Annotated in this window: 16 protein-coding genes; 6 read left to right on the top strand and 10 right to left on the bottom strand. The window is 72.3% G+C overall.

The annotated features are described in order from the left end of the window. Positions 1 to 25: 25 nt before the first annotated feature. Positions 26 to 784, bottom strand: a complete 759-nt coding sequence (locus ADK54_RS14660; RefSeq protein WP_053726059.1) for a GntR family transcriptional regulator — start codon at positions 782 to 784, stop codon at positions 26 to 28. Between the two features lie 124 nt (positions 785 to 908). Here ADK54_RS14660 and ADK54_RS14655 point away from each other — a divergent pair, with 124 nt between their 5' ends. Both ADK54_RS14655 and ADK54_RS14650 read left to right on the top strand, forming a co-directional pair. Further along, positions 909 to 1,757 (top strand): (2Fe-2S)-binding protein, encoded by an 849-nt coding sequence (locus tag ADK54_RS14655; protein WP_053726058.1) that lies wholly within the window; start codon positions 909 to 911, stop codon positions 1,755 to 1,757. A gap of 238 nt (positions 1,758 to 1,995) precedes the next feature. Further along, positions 1,996 to 3,051: a DUF2637 domain-containing protein gene (locus tag ADK54_RS14650; RefSeq protein WP_053726057.1), complete on the top strand. Its 1,056-nt coding sequence runs from the start codon at positions 1,996 to 1,998 to the stop codon at positions 3,049 to 3,051. 35 nt (positions 3,052 to 3,086) lie between these two features. On the opposite strand, the gene ADK54_RS14645 is transcribed toward ADK54_RS14650, so the two are convergent. Beyond that, complete coding sequence (locus ADK54_RS14645) at positions 3,087 to 3,557, bottom strand: ATP-binding protein (protein ID WP_078966381.1); 471 nt, start codon at positions 3,555 to 3,557, stop codon at positions 3,087 to 3,089. A gap of 140 nt (positions 3,558 to 3,697) precedes the next feature. On the opposite strand from ADK54_RS14645, the gene ADK54_RS14640 reads away from it, so the two are divergent. Next, positions 3,698 to 6,817 (top strand): alpha-mannosidase, encoded by a 3,120-nt coding sequence (locus ADK54_RS14640; RefSeq protein WP_053726056.1) that lies wholly within the window; start codon positions 3,698 to 3,700, stop codon positions 6,815 to 6,817. Here the strand turns inward: ADK54_RS14640 and ADK54_RS14635 are convergent. The 4 genes from ADK54_RS14635 to ADK54_RS14620 all read right to left on the bottom strand — a co-directional run bounded on the left by ADK54_RS14635 (position 6,814) and on the right by ADK54_RS14620 (position 16,216). Next, positions 6,814 to 8,679, bottom strand: a complete 1,866-nt coding sequence (locus ADK54_RS14635; protein ID WP_053726055.1) for a serine/threonine protein kinase — start codon at positions 8,677 to 8,679, stop codon at positions 6,814 to 6,816. The genes ADK54_RS14640 and ADK54_RS14635 overlap by 4 nt on opposite strands. Positions 8,680 to 8,809: 130 nt before the next feature. Then, positions 8,810 to 10,552 (bottom strand): pyruvate dehydrogenase, encoded by a 1,743-nt coding sequence (locus ADK54_RS14630; protein WP_053726054.1) that lies wholly within the window; start codon positions 10,550 to 10,552, stop codon positions 8,810 to 8,812. A 27-nt stretch (positions 10,553 to 10,579) separates the two neighbouring features. Next, on the bottom strand, positions 10,580 to 12,292 hold the full coding sequence (locus ADK54_RS14625) for a protein phosphatase 2C domain-containing protein (protein ID WP_053726053.1): 1,713 nt from the start codon (positions 12,290 to 12,292) through the stop codon (positions 10,580 to 10,582). A 144-nt stretch (positions 12,293 to 12,436) separates the two neighbouring features. Continuing rightward, entirely contained in the window at positions 12,437 to 16,216 is a 3,780-nt protein-coding gene (locus ADK54_RS14620; protein ID WP_053726052.1) for a S8 family peptidase, read from the bottom strand. Positions 16,217 to 16,407: 191 nt separating this feature from the next. On the opposite strand from ADK54_RS14620, the gene ADK54_RS14615 reads away from it, so the two are divergent. The 3 genes from ADK54_RS14615 (at position 16,408) to ADK54_RS14605 (ending at position 18,397) form a co-directional block, all read left to right on the top strand. Then, positions 16,408 to 17,388 (top strand): helix-turn-helix domain-containing protein, encoded by a 981-nt coding sequence (locus ADK54_RS14615; RefSeq protein WP_053726086.1) that lies wholly within the window; start codon positions 16,408 to 16,410, stop codon positions 17,386 to 17,388. 69 nt (positions 17,389 to 17,457) lie between these two features. After that, positions 17,458 to 17,940: a DUF456 domain-containing protein gene (locus ADK54_RS14610; protein ID WP_053726051.1), complete on the top strand. Its 483-nt coding sequence runs from the start codon at positions 17,458 to 17,460 to the stop codon at positions 17,938 to 17,940. Between the two features lie 76 nt (positions 17,941 to 18,016). Beyond that, positions 18,017 to 18,397, top strand: coding sequence for a PPOX class F420-dependent oxidoreductase (locus tag ADK54_RS14605; RefSeq protein WP_107090531.1), 381 nt, complete (start codon positions 18,017 to 18,019; stop codon positions 18,395 to 18,397). 6 nt (positions 18,398 to 18,403) lie between these two features. On the opposite strand, the gene asnB is transcribed toward ADK54_RS14605, so the two are convergent. The 4 genes from asnB to rsgA form a co-directional block, all read right to left on the bottom strand. Further along, positions 18,404 to 20,245: an asparagine synthase (glutamine-hydrolyzing) gene (gene asnB / locus ADK54_RS14600; protein WP_053726049.1), complete on the bottom strand. Its 1,842-nt coding sequence runs from the start codon at positions 20,243 to 20,245 to the stop codon at positions 18,404 to 18,406. A 197-nt stretch (positions 20,246 to 20,442) separates the two neighbouring features. After that, positions 20,443 to 21,543 (bottom strand): calcium:proton antiporter, encoded by a 1,101-nt coding sequence (locus tag ADK54_RS14595; protein ID WP_053726048.1) that lies wholly within the window; start codon positions 21,541 to 21,543, stop codon positions 20,443 to 20,445. A 42-nt stretch (positions 21,544 to 21,585) separates the two neighbouring features. After that, positions 21,586 to 22,959 carry a bifunctional transcriptional activator/DNA repair enzyme AdaA gene (locus tag ADK54_RS14590; RefSeq protein WP_053726047.1) on the bottom strand — a complete coding sequence of 458 codons (1,374 nt, stop codon included), beginning with the start codon at positions 22,957 to 22,959 and terminating at the stop codon, positions 21,586 to 21,588. A gap of 280 nt (positions 22,960 to 23,239) precedes the next feature. After that, the gene (rsgA, locus tag ADK54_RS14585; protein ID WP_053726085.1) at positions 23,240 to 24,346 is read right to left on the bottom strand and encodes a ribosome small subunit-dependent GTPase A; all 1,107 of its coding nucleotides are present in this window, start codon (positions 24,344 to 24,346) and stop codon (positions 23,240 to 23,242) included. Positions 24,347 to 25,198 lie beyond the last annotated feature (852 nt).

The following is a 25,198-nucleotide window of genomic DNA, read 5'->3' as shown; positions in this document are numbered from 1 at the left end:
GACCCGGTCGTTCAGGGGCAGGGCCTCAGAGTGCGGAGCCCGTGAAGTGTTCCCGTACGAGCGACTGGACGACCGGCAGGTTCTGGGCGCACAGGGCGTCCAGGAGGGCCAGGTGTTCGGCCGCGTCGGCGACCAGCTCTCCACGGCGCGCGACCGGCGCCGCGGTCAGCGGCCACTGGGCGCGCCGGTGCAGGTCGTCGGCGACCTGGACGAGCTGCTGGTTGCCCGCCAGGGTGAGAAGCGCCCGGTGGAAGGCGCGGTCGCACTCGGCGTAGCCCGCGCGGTCGCCGGTCGCGGCGGCCTCGGTGGTGGCCTCGGCGAGCGGGCGCAGCTCGGCCCAGCGCGCCGCCGGGACGGTACGGGCGAGCCGCAGCATCACCGGGACCTCGATCATGGCCCGCACCTCGGCGAGCTCCGCGAGCTCGCGGGCGCTGCGCTCGGTGACCCGGAAGCCCCGGTTCGGTACGACCTCGACGGCGCCCTCGATGCTGAGCTGCTGCATCGCCTCGCGCACCGGGGTCGCGGAGACCCCGAACCGCTCGCCGAGGGCCGGCGCCGAATACACCTCGCCCGGCACGAGATCGCCGTCGACCAGGGCGGTGCGCAGCGCGGCCAGGATCTGGCCGCGCACCGAGTGGCGGTGGACGGTGCGGGGGGCCGGCGGCTCGCTGTGGGTGTGCTCGCCGCGGGCGTCGCCGCGCTGCTCGCCGCCCCTGGCCTGGCCGGGGACGCGGGGCGACCCGTACGCGGGCACCACTGCCTCGCGCGCTCTGCCCTGTTCCACCCCGGCCTCCTACGGCTCCGCCTGCCCCACACAGACCATAGGCGGACAAAGCGCGAGTTCAAACCTCGCCCTCATCCGCTAAGGTAAGCCTTACCTGTCAACGATCGTGATTCGGTGGTCCCGCATGGCCGTCTCCACCTTGCTGCCCAGCCCCGCGCCGAGCCCCGTCGCGGACTCCTACGCCCGCCTGGCCGAGGTCTTTCCCGGACTGGGAATCAAGGAGCTGGTCGGCACCGAGCAGGCGCCCGGCGGCGCGGGCTGGGTCGGCGCGGCGGAGCTCGCGGCGGGCGGCACCGCTCTGGACGCCTTCCTGGCCTGGGACAACGCCCAGGTCGTACGGGACTACGGACACCAGGCCCGCCCCGACGTCATCGCCTCGTTCGGCTTCCACCGCTACGCCTGGCCCGTCTGCCTCCTCGTGACGGTGCCGTGGTTTCTGCACCGCCGGGTGCCGCGGGTGCCGGTCGCCGATGTGACGTTCCAGCGCACGCTCGGTCAACTCGCCGTACGGGTAAGTGAGTTCGCCTGTCTGCCGGGCGACCCGGCGGCTCAACTCCCCGGCGCCCGTGTCGTACCGGACGAAGAGGCGCTGCGCGGCGAGGTGCGGGCCGCGGTGGCCGAGCACATCGGGCCGGTGCTGGACGGGTTCGGCCCCCGCATGCGGCGCGGCAAGCGGGCGCTGTGGGGCATGGCGACGGACGAGATCGTCGAGGGGCTCTGGTACATCGGCGCCCTGCTCGGCGAGGAGCCGCGCGCGATGGCCGAGCTCGACGCGCTGCTCCCCGGCACCGCGAAGCCGTACGTGGGCACGCCCGGCTTCCGCGAACTGACGGCGCCCGACGGCCGGCGGCTGCCGACCCGCGACCGGGCGAGCTGCTGCTTCTTCTACACCGTGCGCCCCGAGGACACCTGCGTGACCTGTCCGCGCACCCGCGACGCCGACCGCGTGCAGAGGCTCAGCGCCGCTTCCTGAGAGCCCGCGACCGATCCGCGGGTGGGGTTCGGACACCGGCTCCGCGCCCATGCCACCCGTCCGGGTGAGCGCCAGTCGAACTCAACTCGCGCGCCGGGCACGGCAGTTCGATCGAATCCCCCCTATCCGACTTCCCTCGGCCTCAGTTGTCGCCCTCTTGCCCCGAAACCCCCTGCCGCCCCGTACGGCAGGAGCAGTATGGCGGCCGATACGCCCTACGCGATGCAAGGGACACCGCATGCGACTGACCGACATATCGCTGGACTGGCTGCTTCCGGGCGGCGTGATGATCGTGGGGGTCGTCGTGGCTCTGGTAGTGCTCGCGCGCGGCAAGCGCGCCGGTGACAACGCCACCGGCGACGACTCCTGGGAGCGCAGTGAGGAGCGCCGCAGAAGGAAAGAGGCGGTGTACGGCACCGCTTCCTATGTGCTCCTGTTCTGCTGCGCGGCGGTGGCCGCCGCGCTCTCCTTCCACGGCTTGGTCGGCTTCGGCCGGCAGAACCTCAATCTGACGGACGGCTGGGAGTACCTGGTCCCGTTCGGCCTCGACGGCGCGGCCATGTTCTGCTCCGTACTCGCGGTGCGCGAGGCCAGCCACGGCGACGCGGCGCTCGGCTCGCGCCTCCTGGTGTGGACCTTCGCGGGCGCCGCGGCCTGGTTCAACTGGGTGCACGCGCCGCGCGGCATGGACCACGCGGGCGCCCCGCAGTTCTTCGCCGGCATGTCGCTCTCGGCGGCGGTCCTCTTCGACCGCGCCCTGAAGCAGACCCGCCGGGCGGCCCTGCGCGAACAGGGCCTGGTGCCGCGGCCGCTGCCGCAGATCCGGATCGTACGGTGGCTGCGGGCCCCCAGGGAGACCTTCGGCGCCTGGTCGCTGATGCTCCTGGAGGGCGTGCGCACCCTGGACGAGGCGGTCGAGGAGGTGCGCGAGGACAAGCGCGCCAAGGAGGAGAACAAGCTCCGCAGGCGCGACCAGGAGAAGCTGGACCGGGCGCACTTCAAGGCGCTCAGCAGGCAGAACCGGGCCTGGGGGCGCGGCAGGGGCGGCCGCCAGGTCGGCGTCCAGGGGATCGGCCCCGGCCAGGGCTCCGCGCAGCCCAAGGCCGTCGCGGAGCCGGCCATAGCCGAGCCAGGACAGCTGCCCCTGCGGGGCCGGCCCTCCCTCCAGGCCGTCGCGGCCGCTGAGTCCGCGGCCCGGACCCTGGACCTCACCGCCGAGGACGACACCCAGGCGCTGCCCCGACTCGACTCACTGGAACGCAAGCTCAAGGACCTTGAGCAGCAGTTCGGCTAGCCGCCGGGCACGCGACAGTGCTTCCCGCGGAGCGCCTAGTACTGCGGCGCCGCCCCGTTGCGGCCGAGCTCGAACCACACCACCTTCCCCATGCCGTGTTCGTGCACGCCCCAGGCGTCCGCCAGCGCCTGGACGAGCAGCAGGCCCCTGCCGTGCGTACCGTCGTCGGCGGACGGTGCGTACGGCGTGGGAAGCGCGGCCACGAAATCCCGTACCTCCACGCGAAGGCCGCTCTCGCCGACCGTCGCCGTCACCACCGCGCCGTGGTCGGTGTGCACGAGGGCGTTGGTCACCAGCTCGCTGGTGAGCAGTTCGGCCACGTCCGCCGCCCCCGAATGCCCTGACGGGCCGAGAAGTTCCCTCAGCGCCCGGCGTATTTCCCCGACGGCGCTCAGATCCGCCTGCCCCACTCTCCTGCGCAGCAGACGCTGGTCCCCCTGCTGCGCATCAGGTGTCCGGACGGGCCCGCTCCCCGCGGGGCCGATCCCTGCCTGATGCCTTGTCATAACCCCCACCTGCACGTTGTGACGACCTTTCCCCCTCGAACATGCACACGGGATGCATGCCCCGTCCGGACGCGGTCACGCATGGTGATTCCTCAACAACCGAACGGGAAACCCTTCAGTGAGCCGCTGGAGGAGAAGCCATGCATGATGACCGAGCACTGGTGGAGGGACGCCTAGAGCGGGCCATGCGCCAGTTCGTGCGCCCCGCGCAGTACGCCGCCCGGGTGCCGATGGCCCTGGCCGTCTGGCACGTGCCGGACGAGCCGGTGCCCGTCGCTCGGGCGTTGACGGCGGCATACGAGCCGTTCGAGGCCGGTACCGAGTGGGGCCGGCCATGGTCGACGAGCTGGTTCCGGATCGAAGGACGGGTGCCCGAGGCGTGGGCGGGACGAAGGGTCGAGGCGGTCATCGACCCCGGTTTCACCGGAGCGGGTCCGGGCTTCCAGGCGGAGGGTCTGGTGTACGACACCTCGGGCGTCCCGCTCAAGGGCATCCATCCGCGCAACCGGCATATCCCGGTGGCAGCGCCTGCGGCGGGCGGGGAGGAGGTCGCCCTGCTCCTGGAGGCGGCCGCGAATCCGGCGGTGCTGCACGACTTCGAACCGACCCCGCTGGGAGACGTACTGACCGCCGGGCATGGGCCCATTTACCGATTCGCGGCTGCCGACCTCGCCGTACTCGACGACGAGGTGTGGCACCTGGTGCTGGATGTGGAGGTGTTGTCGGAGCTGATGCAGGAGCTGCCCGCCGACCGGGCCCGCCGGCACGGGATCCTGCGCGCCCTTGAGCGCATGCTGGACGCGCTCGACCTGCACGACGTGGCGGGCACGGCGACGGCGGCCCGCGCCGAGCTGACCGACGCGCTGTCCCGTCCGGCCGGTCCCAGTGCCCATCGCGTCTCGGCGGCCGGCCACGCGCACATCGACTCGGCGTGGCTGTGGCCGCTGCGCGAGACGGTCCGCAAGGCGGCGCGCACCTTCGCCAATGTGACGGCGCTGGCCGCCGACTACCCCGAGCTGGTCTTCGCCTGCTCACAGGCCCAGCAGTACGCCTGGGTCCGCGACCACCAGCCCCACATCTGGCGGAGCATCAAAAAGGCTGTGGAGAACGGGAATTGGGCTCCCGTCGGGTCGATGTGGGTGGAGTCGGACGCCAACATGCCGGGCGGTGAGGCGCTGGCGCGGCAGATCGTGCACGGCAAGCGCTTCTTCCTTGAGGAGCTCGGCGTGGAGACCGAGGAGATCTGGCTGCCCGACTCCTTCGGATACACCGCCGCCTTTCCACAGCTCGCGAAGCTGGCCGGGGTGAAGTGGTTCCTCACCCAGAAGCTGTCGTGGAACCAGACCAACCGGATGCCGCACCACACGTTCTGGTGGGAGGGCATCGACGGCACCCGGGTCTTCACGCACTTCCCGCCGGTGGACACCTACAACTCCCAGTTCCACGGTGCCGAACTCGCCCACGCCGAACGGAACTTCAGCGAGAAGGGACTCGCCACGCGCTCCCTCGTCCCGTTCGGCTGGGGCGACGGCGGGGGCGGTCCCACCAGGGAGATGCTGGAGAAGGCGCGCCGACTGCGCGATCTGGAGGGCTCGCCCCGGGTCACCGTCGAGCCGCCCTCGGCGTTCTTCGCGGCCGCGCACGCCGAGTACGGGGAGCGAGCCCCGGTGTGGTCGGGCGAGCTGTATCTGGAGCTGCACCGGGCGACCTACACGACCCAGGCCAAGACCAAGCAGGGCAACCGGCGCAGTGAACACCTGCTGCGCGAGGCGGAGTTGTGGACGACGGCCGCCGCGCTGCGCTCCCCCGACTACAGCGTCCCGTACGACGATCTCGACCGATTGTGGAAGACGGTGCTACTGCACCAGTTCCACGACATCCTGCCCGGCTCGTCCATCGCCTGGGTCCACCGGGAGGCGCGCGAGACGTACGAAAGGGTACGCGCGGAGCTGGAGGGAATCGTCGCGGGCGCGGTCTCGGCGCTGGGCGGGGCTCGACAGCCCACTGTGCTCAACGCGTCGCCGTACGCGCGGAACGCGGTGGTCGATGCGGCGGCCGAGGACGCGCCGGGCGGCCAGCCGCTGCCGGGCGGCCGGGCGCTGCTCGCCGTCCACGTCCCGCCGCTCGCCGCGACGGCACTCCCCCGGGCGGCCGCTTCGGCGCCGCCGGTGACCGTCGCGCGGGGCGGGTCAACTCTCGTACTGGACAACGCGGTTGTGCGGATCGTGGTGGACCACGAGGGGCTGCTGACCTCGGTCCGCGATCTCGTGGCCGACCGGGAGGTGCTCGCCCCGGGCAGTCGCGGCAACCTCCTCCAGCTGCATCCCGATCACCCCAATCAGTGGGACGCCTGGGACATCGACCGGCACTATCGGCGGCGGCACACCGACCTCACCGACGCCGACTCGGTCGAGCTCGTCGAGGAGGGGCCGCTGCGGGCGGCCGTGCGGGTGGTGCGGAGCTTTCGGAGTTCGCGGATCACGCAGGAGATCCGGCTCTCCTGCGCCACCCCGCGCGTCGACGTCGTCACCGAGGTCGACTGGCGCGAATCGGAGAAGGTGCTCAAGGCGGCTTTTCCGCTCGACGTGCACGCCGAACGGTCCACCGCCGAGATCCAGTTCGGGCATGTGCACCGCGCGACGCACGTCAACACGGGCTGGGACGCGGCCCGGTTCGAGATCTGCGCGCACCGCTGGCTGCGGGTCGCCGAGCCCTCGTACGGGGTGGCCGTGCTCAACGACTCGACGTACGGGCACGATGTGACCCGGGTGCCGCATGACGCGGGGCTCGGCACGACCGTACGCCTCACGTTGCTGCGGGCGCCGCACAGCCCGGATCCGGCGACCGACGTCGATGTCCACCGCTTCAGCTACGCACTGCTTCCGGGGGCCGAGGTGACGGACGCCGTCGCGGAGGGGCTCGCGCTGAACCTGCCGCTGCGCGTCGCGCCCGCCGCCGAGGTCGCGCCACTGGTCACGGTGGACGACCCGGCCGTGACCGTCGAGGCGGTGAAGCTCGCGGAGGACCGGGGCGGGGACGTGGTGGTGCGGCTCTACGAGTCGGCGGGCAGCCGGGTACGGGCGGTGCTGCGGCCCGGATTCCCTTGCGGGCGGGCCGAGTTCACCGATCTGCTGGAACGGCCACTGGGCGAGGCCCCGCTCTCGGCGGAGGGGATCGCCCTGGAGCTGCGGCCGTTCCAGATCGTCACGCTGCGGCTGCGCGGAGACCGGGAGCAGCAGGAAGGCTCACCACGGGCTTAGTACGGCACCGTGCCGCACCAGGTCTCCGCCCAGGCCGAGGCTCCGTACTTGTTGGCGGCGCGCATCGTGACACAGATCTCGTCGCCGGAGAACGGGCCCGTGATCGTGTAGTTGAGGGAGCCGGTGGAGTAGACGGTGTCGACGCTCTTCTTCGTGAAGTTGCTGCCCTTGTTGGTGTAGTGGATGTCGTACCGGGACGCACCGGAGACCGCCGGCCAGCTCACCGCGATCGGCATGGAACACGCGCCGACGCAGGAGTTGGTGTATTCGAGTTTGTAGGCCTTCATGTCGGGCGGCGGGGAATCCTGGGACGTGCCGCCGGAGCCGGACGAGCCCGAAGACCCGGACGCCCCCGACCCCGACCCCGACGACGACGAGCCGGTCCCGCCGCCGGCGCCACCCCCGGCGCCCCTGGTGGAGCCGCCCCCACCACCGGGCTGGCTGCCGCCCGCGCCGCCGGGAGGTGCCGGACTCCCGCCGTTGGCCGGGGAGTTCTGCCCGTCGCCGGGCTTGGCGTCCGGGCCCTTCGGGGGCTCGCTGCCCTGGGCGCTCGCCCCGGGGGAGGCGGGAGCGCTCGGCGCGCCGGGCGAGTTGCTTCCGGAGGGCGCGGCGCTGGAGCCCGCATGGGCACCACTGCTCGCGCTCGCACTGGCGCCCGGGGGCTTGGCCTGTGCTCCGCCGCCACCGTCGCTCGCGAAGGGCTGGAGCACGGCGATCGTGCCGCCGCCGACGGTGAGCACGGCGACGACCGGCAGCACGATGAGCCTGCGGCGTCGGCGGGGCCGCTCTTCGGGCTCCCGCTTCGTGGCGCTGACGCTCGCCACGACGGGCTCGGGGGATCCGGCCGGCGCCCGCAGCCCGATGGTCGCCCGGTCCACGGGCACTTCCCGCAGCGGCTCCGCCTCGGCGTCGAGCAGCCGCGCGGACTGCTGGGCGAGCCGGGCGACGACGCGGGCGGGCAGCCAGGCGCCGCGCGCGGAGCGCGGACGGGTCCGCTCCGGGTCGGCCAACAGCTCGTCCACGCCCGGCCGTTGGTCGATGTCCTTCGTCAGACAGCGGGTGATCAGGGCCCGCAGCGAGTCGTCCTCGACGCCCGTCAGATCGGGCTCGCCCTCCACGATCTGGAACATCACGGCGTGCTGGTTGCTGGCCCCGTGCCCGAACGGCAGCTGCCCGGTCGCCGCGTAGGTCAGCACGCACCCGAGGGTGAACACATCGCTCTTGACCCCGGCGCTCTGGCCCCGCACCTGCTCCGGCGACATGAAACCGGGAGAGCCGACCGCCATCCCCGTACTGGTGAGCAGGGACTCGACGGACGTCTCAAGGGCCCGGGCGATCCCGAAGTCGATGACCTTCGTACCGTCCACGGTGAGCATCACGTTGGACGGCTTCAGGTCGCGGTGCACGATGCCCGCGCCGTGAATGTCCCGGAGCGCCTTGAGGAGTTCCTCGGCGAGCGCGTGCAGGGACTCGGTCGGCAGCGGCCCGTGGCGCCGCACGATCTGTTCGAGCGAGAGCCCGGGCACGTACCCGGTCGCCACCCACGGCGGCTCGTCACCCGGACCGGCGTCGAGGACCGGCGCCGTGTAGCGCTCCCCGACCTTGCGCGCCGCCTCGATCTCCCGCCGGAACCGGGCCCGGAACTGCTCGTCGGACACGTGCTCCTCGTGGACGACCTTCACGGCGACGGTGCGCCCGCTGTCCGAACGTGCGAGGAACACCCGCCCCATGCCGCCCGCGCCGAGCCGTCCAAGGAGCAGATACGGCCCGATGCGCACGGGATCGCTCACCGCGAGCGGTTTGATGCCCCCCTCTATGTAATCTTCCTGCTCACCGCGTCCGTCCCCGTTCGTACCGCTCATGATGGTGTGACTCCCCCGGCCCTTCTCGCCTGGTCATCGGCGTAACCCGGTTGAGAGTAGTCGCTGTTGACCAACCGGGTGAAGGCGAGGACGCGCGCGAGGAACCGGCCGGGGCCCGGCCGCGGGCTCCTCAGGGCCTCGGCACGTTGCGGAGGTTGGAGCGGGCCAGCTGGAGCATGCGGCCCACTCCCCCGTCCAGGACGATCTTGCTGGCGGAGAGCGCGAAGCCCGACACCATCTCGGCGCTGATCTTCGGCGGGATGGACAGCGCGTTGGGGTCGGTGACGATGTCGACCAGCGCCGGGCCCTTGTGCTTGAAGGCGTCCTTGAGCGCGCCCGCGAGCTGCTTGGGCTTCTCCACGCGCACCCCGTACGCCCCGGCCGCGCGGGCGATCGCCGCGAAGTCGGGGTTGCGGTTGGTCGTCCCGTACGAGGGCAGACCGGCGACCAGCATCTCCAGCTCGACCATGCCGAGCGAGGAGTTGTTGAACAGCACGATTTTTACCGGCAGTTCGTACTGGACCAGGGTGAGGAAGTCCCCCATCAGCATCGAGAACCCGCCGTCGCCGGACATCGAGATCACCTGGCGCCCGCGGTCGATGAACTGGGCGCCGATGGCCTGCGGCAGCGCGTTGGCCATCGAGCCGTGGCTGAACGAACCGATGATCCGGCGCCTGCCGTTCGGCGAGATGTAGCGGGCCGCCCAGACGTTGCACATGCCGGTGTCGACGGTGAACACGGCGTCGTCGGCGGCGAGTTCGTCGAGCACGGAGGCGACGTACTCGGGATGGATCGGGACGTGCTTCTCCACCTTGCGCGTGTACGCCTTGACGACGCCTTCCAGGGCGTCCGCGTGCTTCTTCAGCATCTTGTCGAGGAACCGGCGGTCCGTCTTGACCTGCACGCGCGGCGTCAGACAGCGCAGCGTCTCCTTCACATCGCCCCACACCGCGAGGTCCAACTTCGAGCGGCGTCCCAGGTGTTCGGGGCGTACGTCGACCTGGACGATCTTGACGTCGTCGGGCAGGAAGGCGTTGTAGGGGAAGTCGGTGCCGAGCAGGATCAGCAGATCGCACTCGTGGGTCGCCTCATAGGCGGCGCCGTAGCCGAGCAGGCCGCTCATTCCGACGTCGTACTTGTTGTCGTACTGGATCCATTCCTTGCCGCGCAGCGCGTGCCCGATGGGCGACTTGATCCGCTCGGCGAACTCCATGACCTCCGCGTGCGCCCCGGCGGTGCCGCTGCCGCAGAACAGGGTGACGCGCTTCGCCTCGTCGATGAGGGCCGCGAGCTTGTCGATCTCGCTGTCGCCGGGCCGCACCGAGGGCAATGAGGTGACGAGGGCGTGGTCGATGGCCTTGTCGGGGGCCGGCTCGGAGGCGATGTCGCCGGGCAGCGCGAGGACGCTGACGCCGCCCCGGCCGATCGCGTGCTGGATCGCCGTCTGGAGCACCCGGGGCATCTGCTGCGGGTTGGAGATCAGCTCGCTGTAGTGGGAGCACTCGCGGAACAGCTGGTCGGGGTGGGTCTCCTGGAAGTATCCGAGGCCGATCTCGGAGGACGGGATGTGCGAGGCGAGGGCGAGGACCGGGGCCATCGAGCGGTGCGCGTCGTACAGGCCGTTGATGAGGTGCAGGTTGCCGGGCCCGCACGACCCCGCGCACGCGGCCAGCTTCCCGGTGAGCTGGGCCTCGGCACCGGCCGCGAAGGCGGCGACCTCCTCGTGCCTGACCTGGATCCAGTCGATGGCGGAGTTGCGGCGGATGGCGTCGACGACGGGGTTCAGACTGTCGCCGACGACTCCGTACAGCCGCTTGACGCCCGCGCGGGTGAGGATGTCGACGAACTGCTCTGCAACGTTCTGCTTGGCCATGGGTCCATCAACCCATGTCCCCTGCCGTTACGCCTCCCAGACCGCGACAGCCGTACGGTCGTCGGTGTACCCCTTCACCCTCAGCGTCACGTCGGAGAGGAAAGCGGCGAGCCCCGGCAGCTCGGGGCGGGTCCAGCGTTCGGCGAGTTCCTTGGCGAGGGCCGCCTCGCCGCGCAGGGGTTCGGCCAGGCCCCCGCTGCACAGCAGGAGGGTGTCGCCCGGACGGGCCACGGAGGCCCGGAAGCGGAACGGCTCGCCCGGCGGCGCGGGCGGGTCGATGTAGGGGCGGGCGGGCTCGACGGTGTTCAGGTCCATGGTGAGGCGGTCGCCCTGCGGGGTTTCGGCGGGGGCCGAGCCGAAGCCGACCACCGGCTCGCCGCGAGCCTCCCCCGGCTCGGGCACGGCGGGCTCGATGTCCTGCCAGACACCGCCGCGCAGCCGGAACAGGCCGCCGTGGCCGATGCCGAAGAACACCCGGGTGCGGCAGGCGGGGTCGGCCGAGAGGAGCAGACAGCGCAGGCTCGCGGTGTACTCCTCGGGCTCGGTGCCGAGCTCGGCGGCGCGGGCCCGCAGCATTCCGTAGCTGCGGTCGGTGAGCCGGTGCAGCCCCGACTTGAGGTCGCCTCGCCGGCCCGCCCTTATGTCCTCGGCGAGGCGGACGTGGCTGCGGCCGATCGCGCCCCCGATCCAGTGGCAGGCGTCGGCGGCGGCGAGGTGCGCCCGGTCGCTGGTCCGCGCGCCGCTCGCGACGGCGACCAGGACCAGGGCGTTCTCGCCGGTGCCGAAGCGGGCGGTGAGCAGGGCGTCGCGGCGCGGCTCGCCCCGGTAGCGCGCGGAGTCCCCGCGCGAGGAGGCGGCCCGCAGGACGTACGCGCCGTAGCGGGCGCCGTCGAGCACGGTGTCGGCGACGAGGTCGTCGAGCTCGTCCGGCCGGGCGGCGGGCAGCGCGGTGGGCTCGGCGTCGTAGGTGGGCGGCCCGTCACCCACATGGCCGGAACGCGGCCGGGGCACCGGCGCGAACTGCTCGGGCGGCGCGGTCTTCGGCGGGCCGAACTGCTCGTCGGGGGCGAACGCGGGCGGGGCGGGGGTTTCCACGGTGGGGGTGCGCAGGCCCTGCGGGGCGCGCGGCTCACGGGTGGCGGCGGCACGGGCCGGATCGGGCGGGGCGGTGATGGGGGCGGGGCGCCGCTCCTCGGCGGGGTGCGCCGCCTCGGCCGGATCCGGCGGGGCGCCCTCCGCCCAGCCGGGCGGCAGATCGGGCAGCGGGGCCGGGGCCGTCGGCGGTGGCGGGGCCGCCGGGACGGACTCCCACCAGGCGGCTGGTTTGCGCGGCCCGGGCGGAGTCCCGGGCGGAGTCCCGGGCGGCTCCCAGGGCGCCCGGGGGCGAGGCGAGGCGGGAGGTGCGTCCTGCGCGGCGGGCGAAGCGGCGCGTTCCGCCCCGGGTAAACCGGCCGGGTTGCGACCGGGCACGTCCGGACCCGCCACGTCCGAAGCCTCCGGGGTGGAACCCGCCGTCTCCGAACCCTGCGCGCCCGAAGGTCCCAGCGGCTTCGAATCCGCCGCGGCCGGACCCACCGCACCGGAACCCGCCAGGCCCGAACCGACCGTGTCCGACGCCGAGTTGAAGCGGTCGTCGAGGCTGTCGCCCGAACCGTCGGGACCGGCGTCCGGGGCCGACTCGTCGTACAGCCGGTTCCACCAGTCGTCGTCCCGGGTCGGCCTCTCCCCCTGCTGGCTCATGCCCTTATTGTCCACCGTCCGAGGCATACGAAAACGGGGCATCGGGAAAATGTCCGCAACGGACAAGCGTGGTGGCCGATGCCGAAAGTCCGCCGGGCGGCCCCACCCCCCACGGGAGGGACACCCGGCGGACCGGCTGCGTGGCTAACGCACTGCGTATGCGTTCACCACGGTCTGGGTGACCGAATTGCCGTTGGCATCGGTCAGTTCGACCTTCAGGGTCACGTCCTTGGCGGCGGCGCCCGCGTGGTTCACGGTCGCCGTCCAACTGCCGCCCTGCTGGGCCGACTTGGCCTCGGTCCAGGTGGTTCCGCCGTCGTAGGAGTACGACAGCTTGGCCGAGACCAGGGCAGCCGGGGTGTAGCCCGCGTGCCCGGTCACCGTGAGGCCGATCTTCTGGCCGTCGGCCGCCGGGACCGTCTTGAGGCCGTCCTCGGGGATGCCGTAGTGCGGGAAGAGCAGCGGGATGCCCTGCGAGTAGACGTTCTCCTCCAGGTGCGAGCGGAACTTCCAGCTCGTGGTGACCTCGTTCGAGCGCTTCCACACCGAGCCGGAGGGGCCGATCTTCTGGTTGTCGCTGATGAGCTCGTACGCCGCGTCGTCCGCGGGGACGGTGAACACCCCCGACGGCCAGCCGCTGCTGTCGTAGTCCTGGCCGTTGCGGCGCAGCAGCAGGGAGCCGATGTCGCCGAACGAGCCGGGCTGGGCGCTGTGTTCGGAGTCCGCCCACATGCCGGGCGCGAAGCCGATCAGGTTGCCCTGGCGCTCGGCGGCGAGCAGCGGCTTGCCCGTGGCGTCGCGTCCGGCGTCGGGGCCGACCACGCCGTCGTACCAGCTCTCCTTGGTCTGCTTGCCCGCCTGGTAGGCCTTGGCCGGGGACAGCATGAACTCGCCGAAGGGGAAGCTGGACGAGACGAAGTGGTCCCAGGTGGTGGTGCCCGCCGTGTAGTACTCGGTGCGGGTCGAGGGGACGGCCACCAGGTCGATGCCGGAGAGGCTGACCGGCCCCGCGCCGCTGGGCCGGTGGGCGGCGACGCCGTCGATGAAGTCGGCCGGCACGCCCATCGAGTGGTACGTGGACACGTTGCGGCCGAGCTGTCCGTCGCGCACCCGGTAGGTGCGGTCGGAGCCGAATCCGCCGTCCTCCTGGAAGCCCAGGTTGTAGACGTAGCCGCTCTTCGCGGTGGCCTTCCAGCGCAGCGTCACCGGGCCGTTGGAGAGCCGGTCGGCGAGCGCCTTGGCCTCGGCCGCCTCGACGGCGAGGGTCGGCAGCGGTCCGCCCGCGAACCCGTACGTGGGCAGCCAGCGGCCGGCCGAGGGGCGGTGCACGACGAGCGCCTTGGCGCCCGCGGCTTTGGCGTCCTTGCCCAGGGTCAGGGCCGAGGCATCGCCGTCCGGCACCGCGACGAAGGCGATCTTCCCGGCGACCCCGGCCGCCTTGAGCTCGTCCGGAGTGCCGTTCCCCGCGTCGACGAGCGCGGCCTCGCCGGTGCCGTCGAGGTTGTCGGAGCCGATGCTCGCGGTGAGCGGGTGCAGCTCGGGCCCGCCGGCCGCGGCGAGCTGGTCGAACTGCGGGGCGTACGCCCGCCAGTAGCTGCCGAACTCGAAGTCGCCGGTACGGGCGTCGCCCTGGACGTCCGCGAAGTAGTCCTTGATCAGCCGGGAGCCGGTGATCGAGCCCGAGTGCAGCCACTGGCCGCCCCAGGAGCGGGCGAAGTCGAGCGTGGTGGTGCGGACTTCGCTCGGCCGATCGGTCTTCACCGAGAGGCGGTGCGCGTCGCGGGCGTCGAGGACGAGGGTGGTGTCCTTCTTCAGGTCGAGCTGCGGGCGGCCGAGGTAGCTGACCGAGCCGACGTTCGCGCCGGTCGCGTCGCCGGGGTCGGCCGAGGCGACGAACGAGGACACGAAGTAGGCGCCGGGGCGCAGCCGGTAGACCTGGTCGGCGGCGCCCTCGTTGAAGCGGCGCTCGCCGGTCGCGGTGTCGGTGCCGATGACGTCGAGGGACGAGGCGCCCGTGGCGGGCTTGCCCTGGCGGTCGACGAGCTTGACGCGCAGAGTGACCGTCTCGGGCTCGACGTACAGCGAGAACGGGGTGGACACCTTCACGCCGCCCGCCGTGGCGAGCACGCGGCCGGTGACGTCTCCGTACTGGGCGGCCTTGAGGCGGGCGGTCGGGTCGACGGCGAGCGGCACCTTGACGGTGGAGCCGGCCGGGACGGTGACCGAGCGCGAACTCAGCTTCGCGACGGGGGAGTTGACGGCCGAGCCGTCGTTTCCGGTGACGCCCGCGACCTTGAGGTCGAGCTGCACGGGCTTGTCGGAGACGTTGGTGTAGGGCACGTCGACGGTGGTGCGGTCGCTCTTGTCCTGCGGCCAGTTGAAGGTGCCGGCCTGCACGGCGGAGGCGCCGAGGACCGTCTCGTCGATGGCGGCCTTGACGTCGAGCCGCCCGCCGCCGGTCTCGCGCACGTCTCCCGGGATGCCGCTGTTCGCGGACGAGACGAGCGCGGCCTTGATCTGCTGCGCGGTCCAGTCGGGGTGGCGCTGCTTGACGATGGCGGCGGCGCCCGCGACGTGCGGGGTGGCCATCGAGGTGCCGGAGATGGTCTGGTACGCGTAGATGCCGCGGCCGCCCGCGTTGGCGGCCGATATGCCCACGCCGGGGGCGGTGATCTCCGGCTTCAGGGTGTGTGTGAAGGGGGCCGGGCCGCGGCTGGAGAAGCTCGCGGTGGTGTCGTCGCGGTCGACGGCGCCGACGGTCAGGACGCCGGGCGCGCAGCCGGGCGAGGACACGGTGTTCAGGCTCGGCCCGGAGTTGCCGGCCGCGACGACGAACAGGGTGTGCGTGGCCTCGGTGGCGAGCCGCTGCGCGGCGGTGCTCATCGGGTCGGTGCAGTCGGTGGGGACGGGGCTGCCGAGCGACATCGACACGACGTCGGCCTTGTTGTCGACGGCCCACTGCATTCCGGCGATGATCCACGAACTGTCGCCGGATCCGGAGTCGTTGAGCACCTTGCCGACAAGCAGGTCGGTGCCGGGCGCGATGCCCTTCTTCTTGCCGTCGCTGGCCGCGCCCGAGCCGCCGACCGTGGAGGTGGTGTGGGTGCCGTGGCCCTGGCGGTCCTCGGTGTCGGGCGAGTCCGTGAAGTTCTTGGCGGCGGCGACGCGGCCCTTGAGGTCGGGGTGTTCGGCGTCCACACCGGTGTCGAGGACGGCGACCTTGGTGCCCTTGCCGTCGTATCCGGCGGCCCAGGCGAGGTCGGCGCGGATCTGCTTGGCCGACCGGTCCAGGGAGGCCGTCACCTTCCGGTCGAGCCACAGCTTCTTGATTCCCGAAGTGGCCGACCTGGTACGGGAGTTGGTGACGTCGGCCCACAGCTGGCTCGCCTTGGTCTTGTCCGCGCTGAGCGCCATGCCGTTGACGGCGGGCAGGCTCAGCCCGGCCTTCGCGCCGCGCGGCACGGGCGGCGCCGACCTCGCCACGGCGGTGTCGTACACCGCGATGAGCGGAATCGTCTTGGTGTGCGCGTCGTCGTAGCCCTGGCGGATGAGCCCGGAGACGTTGAACAGCTCGTCGTCGACCTTCCCGGCGGCGAGCGCCTGGGCCGCGTCGTCGGGGTAGACGTAGAGCTCCTTGCCCGAGCGCCGGGTCTGGACGAGCGGTACGGAGCCGTCCTCGCGCGGCAGCGCGGTGACGCCGGTGGGCGTGCCGGAGGTGTCCCTGCTCACCACGACCTTGTCGCCGGTGACCAGGGTGACGGTGGCCGGTGTTCCCGTGCGGCTCGCGGCGCTGCCGACGAGCGGTCTCTTTCCGGTGGCTGTTGTGTCGTCGTGCCGTGGCGCTGCCACGGACGGCGCCACCGCGGTGACGGCGAGGGCGGCGGCCGTCGCCACCCCCAGAGCCGTACGCGATATCGGGCGCATCGCTCTCCCCAGATGAATCCGGAACAAAAGACACCGCGCCCGAAGAGCGCAAATGCCCCGTACCCGGAGGCTGTTGGTGCTGCGGTGGCTCGACATTGGCAGAGCGACGGGAGATACGGGGATGATGTTGTGAGGCGGGTTTACGCCGGGGCGGTTTCCCGCCACCGCGCAGGTGAGGGAGGCGGTCCGTGGTGCTGGGAGCGATAGGTCTCGACGAGACGCAGGAGTCGGCGTACCGCGCCTTGGTCGCGGTCGGCGCGGCCGAGGTGAGTGACCTCGCGCACCGGCTCGCGCTGCCCGAGAACGAGACCGAACGCGCACTGCGCCGCCTGGAGCGGCAGGGCCTGGCCGCCCAGTCCTCGGCGCGCACCGGGCGGTGGGTCGCGGCCCCGCCCGGCGTCGCGCTCGTGGCGCTGCTCACCCAGCAGCGCCACGAGCTGGACCAGGCCGAGCTGGCGGCGGCGCTGCTCGCCGCGGAGTACCGCGTTGAGGCCGCCGAGCCGGCCGTGCACGACCTCGTCGAGGTGGTGACCGGCGCGAGCGCGGTCGCCCACCGCTTCCACCAGCTGCAGCTGGGCGCGGCCGAGGAGGTGTGCGCGCTGGTGACGGGCAAGCCGGTCGCGGTCACCGGGATGGACAACGAGTCCGAGGAGCGGGCCGCGATCCGCGGGGTCGCCTACCGGGTGGTGATCGAGCGCGAGGTGCTCTCGCTGCCCGCCGGAATCGTCGAGCTGTCCGCGGCGCTCGGCCGCGACGAGCAGGTGCGGACGGTGGACCGGGTGCCGACCAAGCTCGTCGTGGCGGACCGCAGCCTCGCGATGGTGCCGCTGACCGGGCGGGGCGCCGAGCCGGCCGCGCTGGTGGTGCACGCGAGCGGGCTGCTGGAATCCCTCATGGGCCTCTTCGAGGCGGTGTGGAAGGACGCGCTGCCGCTGCGCCTTGGCGGCGGGGGCCGCGGCATCGTCGAGGAGGCGCGGGGCCCGGACGCGACCGACCTGGAGATCCTTTCGCTGCTGCTCGCCGGAATGACCGACGCCAGCGCCGCCAAGCAGCTGGAACTGGGCCTGCGGACCGTGCAGCGCCGGGTCAAGGGCCTCATGGAACTCACCGGTGTGACGACCCGCCTCCAGCTGGGCTGGCACGCCTACGAGCGGGGCTGGGTGGCCCGCTGAGCGGTCGCGCGGTGGGCCGGGAATACGCCTGGGACTGCGGAAACGGTCCGTTTCCTGCACCCTTGGCAGATGGGCGTGTGGCAGCTCCTCGCGGTCGGGGCGGTGATCCTGATGGGCCTGTGCGGCGTCCTTGTCCAGGGCGTCCCCGGGCAGGCGATCGTGTGGGCGGCCGTCGCGTGGTGGGCGCTGGACGACATCACGGGGCTCGCCTGGGGCGTCCTGGTGGGGGCCACCGGCGTACTGCTCCTGAACCAGGCCCTCAGGCCGTTCCTGCCGCCGCGCCGCTTCAAAGCGGCGGGAGTGGTCAAGAGATCGGTGCTGATCGCGGGCGCGGCCTCCGTCGCGGGGTTCTTCGTGCTGCCCGTGGTGGGCGGGATCGCCGGGTTCATCGGCGGCCTCTACGGCGCGGAACGGGTGCGGCTCGGCAGCCGCGGCGACGGCTTGGCCTCGACCCGTACGGCCCTTCGCGCGGGCGGCTACTCGGTGCTGGCCGAGCTCTTCGCCTGCCTGCTGGTGACCGGGGCGTGGCTCGGCGCGGTGATCTGGGGCTGAAGGAGAGGCGCCGCACCTCAAGTCCTAGGTCCACAACCCGATGACTGGGCCCCGCCACGCGTGTGAGGCTGGCGGCATGACCGAATTCAGCGAGGCCGAGCGCACGTATCTCAAGAGCCAGCGCCTTGGCCGACTCGCCACCGTGGACGGGACGGGCCAGCCGCAGGCCAACCCCGTCGGATTCTTCCCGCAGGACGACGGGACGATCCTCATCGGCGGGTACGCCCTCGGCACCACGAAGAAGTGGCGCAACCTCCAGGGCAACCCGAAGGCGGCCCTGGTGGTCGACGACGTGGTGAGCGTGCGGCCGTGGAAGGTGCGCGGGGTCGAGATCCGGGGAGTGGCCGAACTCCTCACCGGGGCCCACGAGTTGGGCCCGCACTTCAGCGAGGAGCTCATCCGCATCCACCCGCACAAGATCCACAGCTGGGGCCTGGACGAGCCGGGCCCCAGCTAGGCGGCCCTACGCCAGGTTCACCTCCGGCTTGTACAGGTCGAGCCAGATCGCGAGGTCCAGGGTGCGCTCCAGGCCGCGGCGCGATGCCTGGTGGATCTGCGGGGCGCTCACGTCGGCGGCCCGGCGCAGGCCCTCCCGGTCGATGAGGTCGAAGACCGGGTGGGACGGCTGGGCGAGCAGGTCCTTGGCGTGGCCCTGGAGGGCGATCGCGTACTTCGGGTCCTGCGTGGACGGGTACGGGCTCTTGACCCGGTCGTACACGGACTTCGGGACGACGTCCTTGGCCGCCTCGCGCAGCAGGCTCTTCTCGCGGCCGTCGAAGGACTTCAGCGACCAGGGCGCGTTGTATACGTACTCGACGAGCCGGTGGTCGCAGAACGGCACCCGCACTTCGAGCCCGACGGCCATGCTCGCGCGGTCCTTGCGGTCGAGCAGGACGCGCACGAAGCGGGTCAGGTGGAGGTTGCAGATCTTGCGCATCCGGTACTCGAAGTCGCTCTCGCCGTCCAGGCGTTGGATGCCGGCGACGGCGGTGTCGTACGAGTCCTTGATGTAGGCGGGGATGTTCAGCGCGGCCGAGAGGTCGGGGCGCAGCAGGCCGGAGTCGTCGCCGAACTGCTCGGCGAACTTGACGAGCCAGGGGAACATGTCGGCGTTGCGGGCGTCCTCGTCGAAGAACTGCTTGTAGCCGCCGAACACCTCGTCCGCGGACTCGCCGGACAGGGCGACCGTGGAGTGTTCGCGGATCGCCTTGAACAGCAGGTAGAGCGAGGTGTCCATGTCGCCGAAGCCCATGGGGATGTCGCGGGCCCGGATGACCTTGGCGCGCACCTCGGGGTCGGCGAGCGACTGGGCGTCCAGGACGATGTCCTGGTGGATCGTGCCGGAGGTGCGGGCCACGTCGTGGACGTAGGGGGTGTCGGGGGTGGCGCGGAGTTCGTCGGCGACGAAGTTCTCGGTCTGGCCGACGAAGTCCACGGCGAAGCTGCGCACCTGCTCGCCCACGTCGCCGAGCTGGCGGGCGGCGAGCGCGGTCAGGGCGGAGGAGTCGAGGCCGCCGGAGAGCAGCATGCAGCGCGGCACGTCGGCGACGAGCTGGCGCCGGACGATGTCGTCGAGCAGCTCGCGGACGTGGGCGATGCTGGTCTCGCGGTCGTCCTCGTGCGCACGGGTCTGGAGGGACCAGTAGGTGTGGGTGCGCAGGCCGCCGCGGTCGACGGTGACGACGGTGCCGGGCTCGACCTCCTTCATGCCGTCCCACACGGCGTGGCCGGGCGTCTTGACGAAGGTGAACAGCTCGCGCAGGCCGTCGAGCGAGACCGAGCGGCGGGCAAGGGGGTTGGCGAGGATCGCCTTGGGCTCGGAGCCGAAGAGCACGCCGTCGGCGGTCTCGTAGTAGTAGAAGGGCTTGATGCCCATCCGGTCGCGGATCATGACGAGGCGCTGGACGCGCTCGTCCCAGATCGCGAACGCGTACATGCCGTTGAGGCGTTCGGCGACGGCCTCGCCCCATTCGAGGTAGCCGTGCAGGACGACCTCGGTGTCGGAGTCGGTGGTGAACCGGTGCCCGCGGGCGGCGAGTTCGGCCCTCAGCTCGGTGAAGTTGTAGGTCTCGCCCGAGTAGACGAGGGCGACCGTCCGGCCGCCCTCTTCGACGGTCATGGGCTGGCGCCCGCCCGGAAGGTCGATGATCGCGAGCCTGCGGTGGCCGAGAGCGGCCGGCCCGTTGGCCCAGACGCCGCGGTCGTCGGGACCGCGGCAGTCCATCGTCTCGGTCATCGCGTTCAGGGTGTCCCGCTCGGCGCGCAGTTCACGGTCGAAGGAGATCCAGCCGGTGATGCCACACATGGTGCCTCCTGCTTGGCCTCTCCGGCCGGAGGGGGGACGTACCGCCGGCCGAATCAGATGTATTGAGCAACTACCTACCTCTCGATCGTGTGCCTCGGCAGGCGGCCCGTCAACATGGGCGTAACACCGGTGACTTGAAAGCAGCGCTTAGTCGGCCGGGAACGTACGCAGAACGAGCCGCCTGTTACAGGTCAGGGCTAAGGGCTGATCGCGAGCACGATGTACGCGGCGAACAGCGAGAGGTGCACGCCGCCCTGCATCAGGGTGGCGCGGCCCGGCACGACGGTGAGGATGCCGACGGCGACCGTCAGCGCGAGCAGCACCATGTGGCTGGCGCCGAGGCCGAGGACCAGGGGCCCGGACAGCCAGATCGTCGCGAGCGCGACGGCCGGAATGGTGAGGCCGATGCTGGCCATGGCCGAGCCGAGGGCCAGGTTGAGGCTGGTCTGCACGCGGTCGCGGCGGGCCGCACGCACGGCGGCGATGGTCTCCGGAAGCAGCACGAGCAGCGCGATCACGACGCCGACGACCGAGGCGGGAAGGCCGGCCGCCGCGACCCCCCTCTCGATGGTGGGCGAGACCCCCTTGGCCAGGCCCACCACGGCGACCAGCGCGACGCCGAGCAGGGCGACGCTGGTCCAGGCGGTGCGCGCGGAGGGCGGGTTGGCGTGGGCGTCGTCGCGCATCACCTCGCCCTGTTGGGTCACCGGCAGGAAGTAGTCGCGGTGGCGCACGGTCTGGGTGGCGACGAAGAGCCCGTACAGGAAGACGGAGGCGATAGCGGCGAAGATCAGCTGGGCGGGCGAGAACTCGGGGCCCGGCTTGCTGGTGGTGAAGGTCGGCAGGGCGAGGCTGAGGCCCGCGAGCGTGGTGACCGTGGCGAAGGCGGTGACGGTGCCCTCGGCGTTGAAGACGGCGTATCTGCGGCGCAGGGCGCCGACCAGCAGGCAGAGACCGACGATGCCGTTGCAGGTGATCATCACGGCGGCGAAGACGGTGTCGCGGGCGAGCGAGGCGCTCTTGTCGCCGCCGTCCGACATCAGGGTGACGATCAGCGCCACCTCGATGACGGTCACCGCGACCGCGAGCACGAGTGACCCGAACGGTTCGCCCACCCGGTGAGCGACCACCTCCGCGTGGTGCACCGCGGCGAGCACCGCGCCCGCCAGGAAACACGCGACCAGGGCCACGAGCCCGGCGGGCAGCGAGCGCCCCCAGGTCAGCGCGAGCAGCACGACGGCGAGCAGCGGCATCAGCGCCGACCAGCGGTCCAGGGGCAGGCGCGCGAGACGGATCATGCCTTCGACGTTCTCAGAAGTGGCCGGGCGCCGCCCGTCGGACTACTTCCCCCTGCCCGCCTCGACCTGGAGGTGGCGGCGGGCGTAGGAGCGCCAGGGCCGCCAGGCGTACTCCCCCTCCGCAGGCCCGACGTCGGGGTCGCCGAGCGCCCGCGTCCGGATCACCGCGACGGTCGCCTCGGCCATGCCGGGCAGCGTGCGCAGGATACGGGCCGCCTCGTCACGGTCGGCGCCGGCGTCCAGGCGCAGGGTGGCGTCGGCGAGCGCGGCCGCCAGGGCGGCGAGCTGCGGGTCGGGGTGGCCGGCGAGCGCCGCGGGCTCGGGGAACAGGTGGGTGAGCGTGCCGCAGGGCACATCCAGCCGCTTGCCGTACGACTCGACCAGCGCGGCCGCGCCGTCCCTGCCGGCCAGCGCCCGCACCGCGCACTCGTCGGGATCGGCGGCGCCCGGCGAGCGCAGACCCGGGGTGCGCGCGACGAGCGGCGCGAGCCGGGGATCGGCGCCGAGCCGCTCGTCGACGGCGTACGGGTCGGCGTCCAGGTCGAACAGGCGGCGCAGGCGCTGCACGGCGGTGGTGAGATCGCGCAGGTCGGAGAGGTGGATGCGGGCGTCGAGCCAGCCCTGGCGGGCCGCGGTGTGCGCGGGGGCGGCCTCGTCGACGGCCACGACGGCGGTGCCGTGCGGCAGCCGCAGGGTGCGGCGGTAGGTGCGGGCGCCGGGCTCGCCGACTATCTCCTCGACGCACGCGACGGCTTCGCCCGCCAGCAGATCGAAGGTCTCCTTGGTCGCGTACGGGCCCCGGTAGGCGAGCCGCAGCGGGATCCCGGCCGCCGCCGTGACGCCGGGCTCGGTCGCCCGGGTGCCGGCCTCCTCGCGCAGGCCGCTGGGGGTGCGGGCGTAGATCTGCCGGATCGTGTCGTTGAACTGGCGCACGCTCGCGAACCCGGAGGCGAAGGCGATCTCGGTGACCGGCAGCGACGTGGTCTGGAGCAGCACCCGGGCCGAGTGGGCGCGCTGGGCCCTGGCCAGGGCGACCGGGCCCGCGCCCACCTCGGCGGTGAGCTGGCGCTGCACCTGCCGGGTGCTGTACCCGAGCCGGGTCGCGAGCCCGGGCACGCCCTCGCGGTCCACCACGCCGTCCCCGATCATGCGCATGGCCCGGCCGACGACGTCGGCCCGCGCGTTCCACTCGGCGGAGCCGGGCACGGCGTCCGGGCGGCAGCGGCGGCAGGCCCGGAAGCCGTGGCCCTGGGCGGCGGCGGCGCTGGGGAAGAACCGGACGTTCTTGCGCCGGGGCGTGACTGCGGGGCAGCTCGGTCGGCAGTAGATGCCGGTGGTCGCCACGGCGAAGAAGAACTCCCCGTCGAACCGGGCGTCCCTGCTGCTGACGGCTTCGTACCGCGTGTCCTCGTCCATCACGCTTTCCAGTGTGCGGGGTCCCCTGCGGGGTGGCTGGCGGGTTTCGGACGGGGAGGTCCCGGTGCCCTGGGGCTCGCCCCAGACCCCGTCGAGCCCCGACCCCGCCCCTTCACTAGACCCTCCGGGGGCCAGGGGGGACCCCCATGACGGGCTGGGTTGCCCGTACCGCATGCTGCCAGGGGCGCGGGGAACTGCGCGACCAGCCACGCACGGTCCGCAGCTGACTACCGCACCCCCGGAGGGTTTCGGGAAGGGGTGGGGCGGGAGCCCCCCGGGGTCAGCGCAGACGGCCGCGCTTGGCCTCCATGTTGGCGCGCCCCTCCGCCCCCTTCGCCTTCCAGTCCCGCCGGATCTCCGCCCGCAGCCGAGCATCCGTCTTCGCCACGATGCGCTGGTTCTCGCGCAGCAGCTTGCGGTAGCTGTCCAGGCGGCGTTCCGCGAGCGAGCCGTCCTCGATCGCGGCGAGCACCGCGCACCCCGGCTCCGCATGGTGCGCGCAGTCGTGGAAGCGGCAGTCCGCGGCCAGTTCCTCGATCTCGGCGAAGACCTGGCCGACGCCGGACTCCGCGTCGTACAGGCCGACTCCACGCAGCCCGGGGGTGTCGATGAGGACGCCGCCGCCCGGCAGCACCAGCAGATTGCGGGTGGTCGTGGTGTGGCGGCCCTTGCCGTCGACCTCGCGGGCCGCCTGCACCGCCATCACCTCCTCGCCGAGCAGCGCGTTGGCCAGCGTGGACTTGCCCGCGCCGGACTGCCCGAGCAGCACGCTCGTACCGCCCGCGACGACCGCCGCGAGGATCTCGACGCCTTCGCCGGTCGTCGCGCTGACCGGCAGCACCTGCACCCCGGGCGCGGTGGTCTCCACGTCCTGGACGAGGTAGGAGAGCCCGACCGGGTCGGGGACCAGGTCGGCCTTGGTGAGCACGACGAGCGGCTGCGCGCCCGACTCCCAGGCCAGCGCCAGGAACCGCTCGATGCGGCCGAGGTCGAGCTCGACGGCGAGCGACACCGCGATGATCGCGTGGTCGACGTTGGCCGCGAGGATCTGTGCCTCGGACCGGTTGGAGGAGGTGCTGCGCACGAACGCGGTGCGGCGCGGCAGGTACGTACGGACGAACCGGGGGTCGCCCACCGGCTCGACGGCGGCCCAGTCGCCGGTGCAGATGACCCGCATCGGGTCGTGCGGGGTGACGAACGCGGTGTCGGCGCGCAGGGTGCCGTCGGCGGTCACCACGTCGCACTGGCCGCGGTCGACACGGACGACCCGGCCGGGCACCAGGCCCTGTTCGGCGTACGGGGCGAACTCGGCCGCCCAGGCGTCGTCCCAGCCGTATGCGGCCAGCGGGCGCGACGAGGCGGAGGTGTTGAACCCGGAGTCGTTCAACTCAGCAGTGTTGAAGCCGGAGTTGTCGAGCGGGGAGAGGAACGAGGAAGACAAGGGGAACCCTTCGAAGGGCGGCCCCGGCGCCACGCCTTCGGGCGTGGAGGAAAAGGTGGGTCAGCCGGAGACCACGGGGATGCGTTGGATGAACTTCGGGATGCGGGCAGCGCCCTTCGCAACGACAGCCATCGTTCACACCTCCCCAACCAGGTCACTTCACCGGCGACGACCCCGACGATCTTCGGTCGTCACTCGAACAGGCTCGACTTTAGACATGGGCGACACGCGACGCCAGTCATTTAATTCCGCGGCTGCCGCGCCCCCCTGCGGAGGCGGACTCGCACAACGCCCCACCTCGCCGGAAGGCGTCAACTTACAGTGGCGCCAAGGGATTTCACGTCCGCTCGGTCGAGGAGATGTACCGCTACGCCTTCCGGCTCGACGACCGGAACAGCTCCCTGGGCGACGGCTTCGGCCGGACCATCTGCTGGTCGGCGACAGCGGCGAGGTGACCCGCGAGTTCCCGCTGCGCTACGGCGTGGAGCTCAGCGTGAAGACCGCGTACCGGGTGCGCTTCGCCTTCTTTTCAGGCCTCTCGGAGCAGGAGACCTTCCCCTTCGCGTACGACCGCGGCACCGGCCGGCACTCGGCGAGGTCCTTCCTCGATCTGCTGCAGGCGGGCCCGCACCTCGCTGTGGCGGATCAGGCAGTGGCCGGTTCAACGCCAGGACGACTGGCTGCAGTTGAGCCTCCTCGCGGAGTCCACCAGGATCACCCGCACGGCCCCGGACGCGGCCCTGCGCGAGGGCGAGCGCTGGGCCCCGGACACCCGCTTCGCGGAGGCGCTGACCGCCG

The organism is Streptomyces sp. WM6378 (assembly GCF_001279695.1).
Taxonomy (GTDB): Bacteria; Actinomycetota; Actinomycetes; order Streptomycetales; family Streptomycetaceae; genus Streptomyces.
This window is presented reverse-complemented; position numbering and strand designations above follow the sequence as displayed.

Coding starts and splice junctions, on each gene's coding strand:
- ADK54_RS14605 (WP_107090531.1), top strand. CDS start 18,017: ATGACCGAATTCAGCGAGGCCGAGCGCACGTATCTCAAGAGCCAGCGC.
- ADK54_RS14610 (WP_053726051.1), top strand. CDS start 17,458: ATGGGCGTGTGGCAGCTCCTCGCGGTCGGGGCGGTGATCCTGATGGGC.
- ADK54_RS14645 (WP_078966381.1), bottom strand. CDS start 3,557: ATGACAAGGCATCAGGCAGGGATCGGCCCCGCGGGGAGCGGGCCCGTC.
- ADK54_RS14590 (WP_053726047.1), bottom strand. CDS start 22,959: ATGGACGAGGACACGCGGTACGAAGCCGTCAGCAGCAGGGACGCCCGG.
- asnB (WP_053726049.1), bottom strand. CDS start 20,245: ATGTGTGGCATCACCGGCTGGATCTCCTTCGACCGTGAACTGCGCGCC.
- ADK54_RS14595 (WP_053726048.1), bottom strand. CDS start 21,543: ATGATCCGTCTCGCGCGCCTGCCCCTGGACCGCTGGTCGGCGCTGATG.
- ADK54_RS14630 (WP_053726054.1), bottom strand. CDS start 10,552: ATGGCCAAGCAGAACGTTGCAGAGCAGTTCGTCGACATCCTCACCCGC.
- ADK54_RS14620 (WP_053726052.1), bottom strand. CDS start 16,216: ATGCGCCCGATATCGCGTACGGCTCTGGGGGTGGCGACGGCCGCCGCC.
- ADK54_RS14635 (WP_053726055.1), bottom strand. CDS start 8,679: ATGAGCGGTACGAACGGGGACGGACGCGGTGAGCAGGAAGATTACATA.
- ADK54_RS14625 (WP_053726053.1), bottom strand. CDS start 12,292: ATGAGCCAGCAGGGGGAGAGGCCGACCCGGGACGACGACTGGTGGAAC.
- ADK54_RS14650 (WP_053726057.1), top strand. CDS start 1,996: ATGCGACTGACCGACATATCGCTGGACTGGCTGCTTCCGGGCGGCGTG.
- ADK54_RS14640 (WP_053726056.1), top strand. CDS start 3,698: ATGCATGATGACCGAGCACTGGTGGAGGGACGCCTAGAGCGGGCCATG.
- ADK54_RS14655 (WP_053726058.1), top strand. CDS start 909: ATGGCCGTCTCCACCTTGCTGCCCAGCCCCGCGCCGAGCCCCGTCGCG.